The organism is Phenylobacterium sp., assembly GCF_031425575.1.
GTDB lineage: Bacteria > Pseudomonadota > Alphaproteobacteria > Caulobacterales > Caulobacteraceae > Phenylobacterium.
Map to the genome: position 1 here is coordinate 1 of NZ_JANPJP010000230.1, position 10,554 is coordinate 10,554.

10 protein-coding genes and 1 tRNA gene are annotated in these 10,554 nt (G+C 69.5%); 6 read left to right on the top strand and 5 right to left on the bottom strand.

The window, feature by feature from the left end:
- Positions 1–1,149: tetratricopeptide repeat protein (locus tag RMO97_RS12880; protein ID WP_310541460.1), on the bottom strand; the 1,149-nt coding region annotated here is incomplete at its 3' end.
- 192 nt (positions 1,150–1,341) lie between these two features.
- Between RMO97_RS12880 and RMO97_RS12885 the strand changes: the two genes are divergently transcribed.
- From RMO97_RS12885 to RMO97_RS12895, 3 genes are read left to right on the top strand one after another with little or no spacing between them, the layout of a single operon-like run.
- Positions 1,342–1,953, top strand: a complete 612-nt coding sequence (locus tag RMO97_RS12885; protein WP_310541461.1) for a TetR/AcrR family transcriptional regulator — start codon at positions 1,342–1,344, stop codon at positions 1,951–1,953.
- Positions 1,954–2,001: 48 nt separating this feature from the next.
- On the top strand, positions 2,002–3,114 hold the full coding sequence (locus tag RMO97_RS12890) for an NAD(P)/FAD-dependent oxidoreductase (protein ID WP_310541462.1): 1,113 nt from the start codon (positions 2,002–2,004) through the stop codon (positions 3,112–3,114).
- Between the two features lie 31 nt (positions 3,115–3,145).
- Entirely contained in the window at positions 3,146–4,150 is a 1,005-nt protein-coding gene (locus RMO97_RS12895; protein ID WP_310541463.1) for an LLM class flavin-dependent oxidoreductase, read from the top strand.
- 155 nt (positions 4,151–4,305) lie between these two features.
- Here the strand turns inward: RMO97_RS12895 and RMO97_RS12900 are convergent, their stop codons facing one another.
- The 3 genes from RMO97_RS12900 to RMO97_RS12910 are packed head-to-tail and all read right to left on the bottom strand — an operon-like array spanning position 4,306 to position 8,277.
- Complete coding sequence (locus tag RMO97_RS12900) at positions 4,306–5,529, bottom strand: PQQ-dependent sugar dehydrogenase (protein WP_310541464.1); 1,224 nt, start codon at positions 5,527–5,529, stop codon at positions 4,306–4,308.
- A gap of 37 nt (positions 5,530–5,566) precedes the next feature.
- A complete protein-coding gene (gene asnB, locus RMO97_RS12905; protein ID WP_310541465.1) occupies positions 5,567–7,252 on the bottom strand; it encodes an asparagine synthase (glutamine-hydrolyzing) in 1,686 nt (561 codons plus the stop codon).
- A complete protein-coding gene (locus tag RMO97_RS12910) occupies positions 7,252–8,277 on the bottom strand; it encodes a glycosyltransferase (RefSeq protein ID WP_310541466.1) in 1,026 nt (341 codons plus the stop codon). The genes asnB and RMO97_RS12910 overlap by 1 nt, the downstream gene beginning before the upstream one ends.
- Positions 8,278–8,373: 96 nt before the next feature.
- On the opposite strand from RMO97_RS12910, the gene RMO97_RS12915 reads away from it, so the two are divergent.
- From RMO97_RS12915 to RMO97_RS12925, 3 genes are all read left to right on the top strand, one after another.
- Positions 8,374–8,450, top strand: a tRNA-Met gene (locus tag RMO97_RS12915).
- Between the two features lie 134 nt (positions 8,451–8,584).
- Entirely contained in the window at positions 8,585–9,025 is a 441-nt protein-coding gene (locus RMO97_RS12920; RefSeq protein ID WP_310541467.1) for a YciI family protein, read from the top strand.
- A 102-nt stretch (positions 9,026–9,127) separates the two neighbouring features.
- A complete protein-coding gene (locus RMO97_RS12925) occupies positions 9,128–9,628 on the top strand; it encodes a hypothetical protein (RefSeq protein WP_310541468.1) in 501 nt (166 codons plus the stop codon).
- Between the two features lie 12 nt (positions 9,629–9,640).
- Here the strand turns inward: RMO97_RS12925 and RMO97_RS12930 are convergent.
- Positions 9,641–10,554, bottom strand: a 914-nt coding sequence (locus RMO97_RS12930; protein WP_310541469.1) for a calcium-binding protein, incomplete at its 5' end; no start/stop codon positions are given.

Sequence of the window (10,554 nt, forward strand, 5' to 3'; positions counted from 1 at the left end):
CGCTGAGCGGTTGCGGACCGTCCGCAGACGCTCAACCGCCAGGCCGTAGTTCCCGGCCCCGAAGGCGACGAGGCCCTCCATCACGGGCAGGCCGACCTCGCCCGTGAAGCTGGCGTTGTCGCCGGGACTCTTGAGCGCCGCCTGCTGGGTTTCCAGCAGAGCCTGGATCGCGTCGGTGCGGCCGGCGCCGACAAAGGACAGCATGGCGTGAGTGTCGTCGAAGGCGTAGGCGCCCAGGGTGTCGGCCCGGGCCTGGTAGACATCGGCCAGCTCGTTCCAGCGGTTCCCCAGATCGACGCCGCGCACCCATAGCCGCCACAGCAGGGCCGAGGCGTCCACCAGGTCGAAGGCCATGTCGGACTTGGCGCCCCAGATCGGGCCGTCATAGAGCTTCAGCACCTCGTCGACCTCGCCAAGGCCAAGGTGGAAGAGCGCGAGGTGCCACCAGTTGTGGACGGCGAAGAAGCTTTCGCGGGTCCAGGCGTCGATATCGGCGCGCATCCAGATGATCCCGTCGGCGCGGCGATCCTGCATCTCCAGGACGTGGGCGACGGCGTGCTGGGCCCATCCGTTGCGGGGCTGCAGCTCGACGGCCTGGCGGCCGGCGGCCTCGGCGCGGTCATAGAGACCGGTCTCCTCCAGGCCGAAGGCGAGCATGCCGAGCACGGCGTGATAGTCGGGGCGGCCCTGGTCCCAATAGGGGGCGGCGCGGCCGATGCGGTCGCGCAGCATGCGGCTGTCCCCGGTCAGGAAGTCCATCAGCTGGCCGGCCTGGAGGCCGAGCGCGTCCTTCGGATGGGCGATGGTGAGGTCCTCGAAGATGCGGCCGGCGGCGCGGTATTCTCCCGACAGCATCTTCTGCAGCCCGGCCAGGTGCCCCTGTTCACGGTCGTTGGCGGGCAGGAACAGCGCCGTGGTGGCGGCCTCCACGCCGACGGCGACGGCCGCGGCGTTGGACCCCACCAGGTGAAGGTAGGCCTTCAGCACATGGGCCATGGTGAAGGCCGGACTGTCGGTGATGGCCGCCTCGATCAGGCCGCCGGCGTCGCCCGCGAAGCAGTGATAGGCCTCGACGGCGGCGATGTAGTTTTCGGTCGCCGCGGCGCTGGCTCCAGACAAGACAGCCCCGGAAAGGTCACGATGTTGCATTTCTTTCTCCTAACATTTGGGCGGAGAGGGATAGTTTTTGCGGGTGCCGGCCTCTAGCGGAGGCGCGGTCGGTTTTGGACGCGGCGGGATTTCCCTGGTATCTGAGCCGCTTATCCGGGGTTTGGCGAGCGGAACAGGGTGATGGGCGGCGAGGCGCGCGGAAAAACTGCACCGACGGTGCAGTCAGACCAGATGTCGAAGGGTGAGCGCACACGCAATCGCCTCCTGGACGTCACCTATCAGGCGGTGATCCGCAAGGGCTTCGCCGCCACCTCCATCGAGGAACTGGTGGAGGCCGCTGGCATCACCAAGAGCGGCTTCTTCTACCATTTCCGTGACAAGAACGACCTCGCCCGGCGCCTGCTGGACCGCTACCAGGCGGAGAACGATCTGTTCCAGGCGGGCCTCGCCGCCCGCGCCCGGGAGCTGTCGGACGATCCGCTGCACGCCTTCCTAATCTTCTTGAAGCTCTACGCCGAGGCGATGGAGGGATTGGTGGAGCACCATCCCGGCTGCCTCGTGGCCACCATCACCTTCCAGGACCAGGGCTTCGACCGCGAGGTGCGCCAGCGAAACGCCGACGGCCTGATCGCCTGGCGACGCCTGTTCCTGCCCTGGCTGCAGGAGATCGCCGCGATCTACCCGCCGCGCGCCGAGGTCGACCTGACCGCCCTGGCCGACGGCATGTTCGGCGCCACCACCGCCGGGCTGATCCTGTCCAAGACCTTGGGTGACCCCAAGGCCGTCTGCAGCCAGGTCATGCTCTACCGCGAGAGCATCCGGATGACCTTCGCGCCGCGTTGAGGCCGCCCCCGCTTGGCGTCGCCCGCGGCATCGGCTACCCACCCATCCATGGCGGATTTTGATTTCGATGCGGTGGTGGTGGGCGCGGGCGCCGTGGGCCTGGCCTGTGGCTATGCGCTCACGAAGCGCGGCCTGGTGACTGCGGTGCTGGAGGCCGGCCCGATCATCGGCGAGGGGGTGTCGGCGCGCAATTCCGAGGTGGTCCACGGCGGGCTCTACTATGCCTCCGGCTCCCTCAAGGCGAAGCTCTGCGTGCAGGGCAGGCGGGCCCTCTACGCCTTCTGCGACAGCCACAAGGTCGCCTATGACCGGTGCGGCAAGCTGGTGGTGGCGACGACGGCCGACGAGGTCGGCCGGCTGGACGCCATCCTGGAGCAGGCCCAGGCCAACGACGTCGAGGACATGGCGCACATGACCAAGGCGCAGGTCCTGGCGCTCGAACCCGAACTGAAATGCGAAGGCGCCCTGATCTCCCCGCAGAGCGGCGTGTTCGACAGCCATGGCTACATGCTGGCCCTGCAGGGGGAGATCGAGGCCGGCGGCGGCGCTGTGGTGACCTCGACGCCCTTCGAGGGCGCGAGCCCCATCGCCGGCGGTGGGTGGTCGGTTTGGGCCGGCGGGGCGGAGCCGACGACGCTCACCTGCCGCATCCTGGTGACCGCGCCGGGCCTCTCGGCCCAGGCGGTGGCGGCGCAGATCGAGGGCTTCCCGAAGGAGACGATCCCCGCGGGTCACTATGGCAAGGGGGTCTATTTCCGGCTGACCGGCAAGGCGCCCTTCGCCCGGCTGATCTATCCGCCGCCGATCCCCGGCGCGCTGGGCACCCACTACCGCCGCGACCTGGGCGGCCAGGCGGTGTTCGGGCCTGACCTGCAATTCGTCGACAGCCTGGACTACAGCGTCGATCCGGCGCGCGCCGCGGACTTCTACAGCTATATCCGCAAGTTCTGGCCGGGCCTGCCGGACGGGGCGCTGGCGCCCGACTATGCCGGCATCCGCCCCAAGCTGCATGGCCCAGGCGAACCGCAGCCGGACTTCCGCATCGATGGCCCGGAAGCCCACGGCATGGCTGATCTGGTGACCTTGTTCGGCATCGAGAGTCCGGGCCTCACCAGCTCTCTGGCGATCGGCGAAGAGGTGGTCACGCGGCTCGGCCTCTAACTCTGGCCGCGTGGCTTCCCATATGGGGACCATGACCCCGCTTTCCGTCCTAGACCTGTCGCCGATTCTGCAGGGCGGCGACGCCGGCCAGTCCCTGCGCAACACGCTGGATCTCGCCCGCCACGCCGAACGCCTCGGCTACAAGCGCTACTGGCTGGCCGAGCACCACAACATGCGCGGCGTGGCGAGCGCCGCGACCTCCGTGGTGATCGCCCACGTCGCGGCGGGCACCAGCAGCATCCGGGTCGGCGCCGGCGGGGTCATGCTGCCCAACCACGCGCCCCTGGTGATCGCCGAGCAGTTCGGGACCCTGGAGGCCCTGCATCCCGGCCGCATCGACCTGGGAGTCGGCCGCGCGCCGGGCTCCGACCAGCTCACCGCACGCGCCCTGCGCCGGAGCCTGACCGGCGACGTCGACCAGTTCCCGCAGGATGTGATGGAGCTGCTGCACTATTTCGAGCCCGCCGCGCCCAACCAGGCGATCCGCGCCGTGCCGGGGGAGGGAACCCGGGTCCCGGTGTGGATTCTGGGGTCGAGCCTGTTCGGAGCGCAACTGGCCGCGCACCTCGGCCTGCCCTTCGCCTTCGCCAGCCACTTCGCCCCGGCCCAGATGATGCAGGCCATCGCCATCTATCGCGCCCAGTTCCAGCCCTCGGACTACAGCGACAAGCCGCACGTCATGCTGGGCTTGAACATCGTCGCCGCGCCCACCGACGAGGAGGCGCGCTTCCTATTCACCTCCATCCAGCAGGCCTTCGTCAACCTTCGCACCGGCCGGCCCGGACCTCTGCCGCCGCCGGTGGAGGGCTATGGCGAGCGCCTCGATCCCATGGCCCAGGCGGGGCTGGCCTCGGCCCTGTCCCAGGCGATCATCGGTTCGCCGGATACGGTGCGTGCGGGGCTGGCCGAGTTCGTGGCGCGGACCGGCGCTGACGAGCTGATGGTCACCTCGCAGATCTTCGACCACACCGCCCGCCTGCGCTCCTTCCAGATCGCCGCGGCGGCTCGCGACGCCTTGGCGAAGGTGGCGGCGTAGGGAGCCCGCCTCCCAACCGCTCATCCCGGCGAAGGCCGGGACCCAGATTCATCCGGTGCGGTTGGAGACGACCCCAGATTCAGCCTCGGCTCATTCTGGGATGGGAGCGGGCTTCACCTGGGTCCCGGCCTTCGCCGGGATGATCGGGTTTTGCACTACCCCTTCGGGACCAGCTTTAGAATGCGCCCCTCGGCGCTGTCGGTGGCGAGGTAGAGGGCGCCGTCGGGGCCGACCACCACGTCGCGGATGCGCTCGTTGAGCTCGGTGGCGATGCGCTCCTCGCCCACCACCTTTTCGCCGTCGAGGGTGAGGCGCGTCACCGACTTGCCGGCCAGGCCGCCGACGAACAGGCTGCCCTTCCATTTCGGGAACAGGCCGGCGTCATAGAAGGCCAGGCCCGAGGCCGCGATCACTGGGTCCCAGTAATAGATCGGCTGCTCCATGCCCGCCTTGGCGGTGAGGCCCGCGCCAATCGGACCGCCCTGGTATTCAATGCCGTAGGTGATGGTGGGCCAGCCGTAGTCTCTGCCGGCGGCGGGGATGTTCAGCTCATCGCCGCCCCGGGGACCGTGTTCGGTGGTCCACAGCTTGCCGGTGGCGGGGTTGAGCGCCGCGCCCTGGACGTTGCGGTGGCCGATGGACCAGATCTCGGGACGGGCGCCGGCCTTGCCGACGAAGGGGTTGACCTTGGGGATCGAGCCGTCGGCGTTGATGCGCACCAGCTTGCCGATGGCGCTGTCCATCTGCTGCGACTGCACGCGACCCGGCAGCACCGAGCGGTCGCCAAGCGTCACGAACAGCTTGCCGTCGGGGGCGAACACCAGGCGTCCGCCGTAGTGTTGCACCGACTGCAGGGAGGGCGCCTGGTGATAGATCACCTGGACGTTCTCCACCTTCGCCTGGCCGTCTGCGGCCACCACCAGCTTGCCGCGGGCGACGGCGGTGTTGGTCATCTTCTCGGCCGGGCTTTCGGCATAGCTCCAGTAGATCAGGCCGTTCTTGGCGAAGGCTGGATCCACCGCCAGGCCGAGCAGACCGCCCTGGCCCTTCGCGTAGATGGCGGGCAGGCCGGCCACCGGCTCGCTCAGCGCCCCATCGGCGCCCACGATCCGCAGGCGGCCGGGCTTCTCGCTCACCAGGATCTTGCCATCCGGCAGGAAGGCGATCCCCCAGGGATTGGCCAGGCCCTCTGCGACCGTCTTGACCTCGTACTCGACGCCGGCCTTGACCTCCGGCGCGCGGGTCTGGCCCGCGAAGGCCGGGACCTGGTCCTTGCCGTTGGCGGGCCGCGTCTCCACGGGCGCGCCGGGCGCCGCCTGGGTCGGACCGCATGCGGAGATCAGGGCCGCAACCGCGGCGGTGAAGAGCAGGCTACGCATGGGAGTCTCCGGGGTTTTCAGCACAATAGCATGTGGGTCAGATCGTTCCCGCTGCTTGGCGCAAGGCGTCCTCGGGGCTCGCACCCTCAAGATGGATCAGCGACCAGACGGCGAAAAACAGCAGGGGCCAGCGCTCGGAGCCACCCCCGACGAAGGTGGCGCGGACCGCGTCAGGCGTGCGGACTCGCCGCACGGCCTCCACCTTGCCGATCCGCTCGGCGAGGTCGGCGGCGCGGGGCGCGATCCAGGCGTCGACGGGAACTGTGAAGCCCTGCTTGCGGGCCCAGGGATCGGCGGCGGGACAGACCCGCTCCAGCCACTTGCGCACCAGCCACTTGCCATAGCGCCCCCGCACCTTGAACCGGTCGGGCAGGGGGAAGGCGAAGTCGGCGACGCGTGGGTCGAGGAACGGGGTGCGGCCCTCCAGCCCGTGGGCCATCAGGCAGCGGTCCAGCTTCAGCAGCAGGTCGTTCGGCAGCCAGGTGGCGATGTCGGCCCACTGCGCCTGCTGCAGACGGGTGAGGCCAGCGGGCGGCCTGGCCTGCGCACGCCATCGGTCCAGGGCCTGGGCGTCGCCGGGGCGAGGTTCGGCTGGACGCCCCCCCAGCCAGGCCGGCCGCAGGGCCTTGCGATAGCGGCCATAGCCGCCGAACAGCTCGTCGCCGCCCTCGCCCGTGAGCACCACCGTCAGGGTCCCCTTGGCGGCCTCGGCCAACTTGTAGGTGGGCAGGGTGGCGTAGTCGGCGGTGGGGTCGTCCAGGGCCCACGCGACCTGAGGGAGGATGCGCCAAAAGTCGGCCTCGTCGAACCGGGTCTCGCGCCAATCAAGGTTCAGCGCCCTGGCCACCTGCTCGGCCTGGCCCCGCTCGTCCCTGGCGCCCGGCGCATCGAAACCGCAGGTGAAGGCGGTGACCGGCCGGGCGTTCAGCCGCGACATCAGGGTGGCGATGGCGGCGCTATCGATGCCGCCGGACAGGAACAGGCCGTAGGGCACGTCCGACCGCTGGTGGACCCGGACGCTGTCTTCGAGCACGGCGTCGAGGCGCGAGATGAGATTTTCCTCCCCTGTAGCGCAGCGTACGGGGGAGGAAAGGAAGCTGCGATGGGTGGGCGCCTGCAGCGTCCCCTCCACCACCTCGACGATCTCGCCGGGCGCCAGGCGCTTCAGGCCCTTGAAGATGGTCTCGCCGGTCAGGGTGTAGTTGAAGGCCAGCAGTTCGCGGGCGCGGTCCTCGTCCAGGTCCGCGTCCAGCAACCCGACGAAGGCGCGGGGCTCGGAGGCGAAATAGACCGCGCCGTCCTGCTCCAGCACATAGAGCGGCTTGATGCCGAAGGGATCGCGCACCAGCCAGGTGCGGCCGTCGCCGCCGATCAGGCAGAAGGCGTACATGCCCCGCAGCCGCTGGAACGCGGCGGGTCCCTCCCTGGCGTAGAGGTGTAGCAGGGGCTCGAAATCAGAGCCGGTGGAGAGCTCGCCGGCCAACCCGAACTCGGCGGCCAGTTCGACATAGTTGTAGATTTCGCCATTGCCGATCACCGTGCCGCCCGCCGCGTGCAGGGGCTGCCAGCCGCCCTCCAGATCGATGATGGACAGGCGGGCGTGGGCCACCGAGCCGCCGCGCACCTGCTCGGTCCGCACGCCATTGGGGCCGCGATGGGTCAGGGTCTCGATCATGGGTCGCGCGGACGCGCTCCCGTGCAGCACCCCGGCGATGCCGCACATCAGGCCGCTCCGTAGTGGGCGAACAGGGCGCGCCACTGGGCCACGACGGCGGCCTCGGAGAACTCCGCCTCCACTCGGCCCGACCCGTTCTGCACCAGCCGGATGCGCAGCATGGGGTCGGCCAGCAGCCGCCGCGTCGCCTGCGCCAGCGCCTCAGCCTCATCGACGGGGACCAGCAGGCCGTCGTCGCCGTCGCGGATCAGGGCGGCGGGGCCCTGGCTGGCGGCGGCCACCACCGGCAGCCCATGGGCCCAGGCCTGGATCACCACATTGCCCAGGGGTTCGTAGCGTGAGGGAAAGACGCAGACATCGGCCGCCCGATAGAGGGCCGAGGCGTCGGTGCGCCAGCCCAGGAACCGCACCCGGTCGGCGACGCCGAGCGCTGCGGCCATGGCCTTCAGCTTGGCCTCCTGAGGCCCGACGCCGGCGATCCACAGGAAGGCGTCGGGGATCTGGGTCAGGGCCTGCAGGGTGACGTCGTGAGCCTTGGCGTCGTGCAGCCGGCCCATGGACAGCAGCAGGGGCGCGTCGGCGGGCGTATGCAGCGGCGCGCGGTCGGCCGGCGCGGTCTCGGGCGGGGCGGCGGCGAAGTTGGGGATGCAGCGCACCTTGCCGGCCGGCCAGCCCTGGCCGACGATCCACTCGGCGATGTCCTCGGTGTTGGCCACCAGCTCGTCGAAGCCGCGATAGTATTTGAGATTGTAGTAGCCGCCGAGGCGCCCGATGCGGACCGGGCCCTTCGGGGTGTGCCGCGCGGCGCGGTTCATCCAGGCCAGGGCCAGCTTCACATCATTGCGCCGGGCGAAGCCGGCCACCTGGGATTTGGTCAGGATGTCGATCGGGCCGCCGAACCGGAAGGTCGCGGTGGGCACGCCGGCGGCCGCCAGGGCGGCCTGCCGATTGGCGTTCGGACGGATAGCCGCGGCCTGGCTGACCCCCGCGCTGGCGAGGCCTGTCACGAGGTCGACGAAGTACGTCTCCGCGCCGCCTTCGCCGGCCGTTCCAAGGAGGTGGAGCACGCTCATATGAGCCGCAACTCTAGCCGGGCTTTGCGCCGCACCCAAGCCGCTTGAAGCGGCGAACATCCCACCCTATAACCCGCGGCTCCGCGGGTGGCCCATGGCTGGGTAGCTCAGTTGGTTAGAGCGGTGGATTCATAACCCACAGGTCGGCGGTTCGAGCCCGCCTCCAGCTACCACCCGCGGATATTTCCTTGCCCATTGACCCGTCGCCCTTCGGCGCCTCGTGGATAATTTCGCAACCGGCTGTCGGGATCGCGCTGCGTCCTCCGTCATACTTGAGCGACCCATTGCGTCCCGAGGAGATGAACCGATGCGCTTCCTGTTGATCGTCAAGGCGACGCCCGAGTCCGAACGCGGCGAGATGCCCGCTGACATCGAGCGGCTGATCGCCGATATGGGCAAGTTCAACGATGAGATGATCGCCGCCGGCGTCCTCCTCGATGGGGCGGGCCTGCAGTCCAGCGCCGCCGGCAAACGCATCCGGTTCGAAGGCCTGGGCCACGCGGTGGTCACCGACGGGCCCTTTGACAACGTTTCCGAGCTCGCATCGGGCTACTGGATCCTCAACTGCAAGGACACCGACGAGGCCCTGGCCTGGGCGCGCCGGGTTCCCTTCGCCAGCGGGGCGCTGGAACTTCGCCCCCTGGCGGAGCCGGAGGCGTTCGCCGACCTGGTTTCGGAAGAGGACGTTCAAAAGGAGCGTGACCACCGCGACGAACAGCTGCGCACGGCGCCAAAGCCCAAGGTCTGAGCCTCAAAAGGGCGCCTGCGGGATTTGGGCGGCGGGCCCCAGCTCAGTCCCGTCGGAGGTGCAGGGCGTCGCCGCGGGAGGCTGGTGTGCTATGGCATACCCATGCGCATCCAAATCCTGCTCCCCGTCCTATCCCTGCTGGCCCTGTCTGCGTGCCAGCCGGCTCCGCCCCCGGTGACCCAGGCGCCCGAGCCGCCGGCCTCCCAGTGGTCGTCCATCGTCACGGGGGCCGGGATGGCGCTGAGCTATGTGCCCGCCGCGCCCAGTGCGCAGACCCCGCCGATCCGCCTGAGCTGCGCTCGCGATCCCGACGCGTTCCAGGTGGCGGTGGAGCAGATCATCCCGATCTCCAGCGAAGATCGGCTGTCGGTGGGGTTCGATGGCGAACCCTTCGCCCTGGCCGTGACACCGGAATCCTTGGCGGGGCCCGCGGGCCTCGAGGCGGCCGGGCCGATCACCCAGGATCTTTTGACCGTGATGCAGACCGCCAAGGTGATCCAGGGATCCTACGGCGCTACGCAGTTCGGGCCCTATGACGCCCCGCCGCCGGCCATGCTGAGCGCCTTCACCCAAGGCTGCCGGGCGGCGGGTGTCAGCCGGTAGAGCCCGGCCGGTTCAGCCGGCGAAGATCCAGGCGCCATCGAGGGTGGCCATGGAGACGCCCACCAGGATCATCTTGCCGCCGCCCGCCATGTCGATGACCGTGTCTGCGCCCACCTGGCTGACGGCTGCCGATGTGCCGACGTCGAGTTGCACCCGGTCGCCCTGAGCTCGGCTGAAGTCGGTGATCCGGTCGATTCCCGTGCCGCCCCAGGTGCGGAATGTGTCGGCCCCCAGGCCGCCGCTGAGGGTGTCGTCGCCGAGGTCGCCCGACATCCAGTCGTCGCCGGCCCCGCCCGAGAGACTGTCATTGGCCTGGCCGCCGCGCACCCAGTCGACGCCGTCCCCGCCCTCCTGAGTGTCGGCGCCGAGATTACCGTAGACGAGGTCGTCGCCAGCCTCGCCGTAGAGCATGTCATTACCCTGGCCGCCCACCACCCAGTCGTGTCCGTCGCCGCCGCGGACGCTGTCATCGCCCTGGTTGCCGTGGGTGTCGTCGAAACCCGCGCCGCCGACGATGCTGTCGTCCCCCAGGAAGCCGCGCAGGAAATCGTTTCCAGCCCCGCCGTTCAGATAGTTGGCCGCGCTATTGCCCAGGATGGTGTCCGTGGCCGACCCGCCCAGGACATTCTCGATCACCGTGGCGTAGGCGATGCCCAGATTGTTGGACCAGGTGTAGGTCTGCGGATCGATGATGAACTCGGCGATCTTGGCGGCGGAGTTCGGATAGATGCCGCTCCAGTAGTCGGCCTGGGCCTGGGCCGAATAATAGGCGATCGAGGAATAGGCGCCCGGCGTCAGGTCGATGATCGACGAGCGGCTGTGGGCCGACAGGTCGAAGGTGTCGGTCCCGCCGGCGTCGTAGAGCGCCTGCATCATGGGGGTCCCCTGGGACCAGCTATAGGTGGTGTCGCCCAGGCCGGTGGTCG

Coding starts and splice junctions, on each gene's coding strand:
- RMO97_RS12890 (WP_310541462.1), top strand. CDS start 2,002: ATGGCGGATTTTGATTTCGATGCGGTGGTGGTGGGCGCGGGCGCCGTG.
- RMO97_RS12910 (WP_310541466.1), bottom strand. CDS start 8,277: ATGAGCGTGCTCCACCTCCTTGGAACGGCCGGCGAAGGCGGCGCGGAG.
- asnB (WP_310541465.1), bottom strand. CDS start 7,252: ATGTGCGGCATCGCCGGGGTGCTGCACGGGAGCGCGTCCGCGCGACCC.
- RMO97_RS12920 (WP_310541467.1), top strand. CDS start 8,585: ATGCGCTTCCTGTTGATCGTCAAGGCGACGCCCGAGTCCGAACGCGGC.
- RMO97_RS12900 (WP_310541464.1), bottom strand. CDS start 5,529: ATGCGTAGCCTGCTCTTCACCGCCGCGGTTGCGGCCCTGATCTCCGCA.
- RMO97_RS12885 (WP_310541461.1), top strand. CDS start 1,342: ATGTCGAAGGGTGAGCGCACACGCAATCGCCTCCTGGACGTCACCTAT.
- RMO97_RS12895 (WP_310541463.1), top strand. CDS start 3,146: ATGACCCCGCTTTCCGTCCTAGACCTGTCGCCGATTCTGCAGGGCGGC.
- RMO97_RS12925 (WP_310541468.1), top strand. CDS start 9,128: ATGCGCATCCAAATCCTGCTCCCCGTCCTATCCCTGCTGGCCCTGTCT.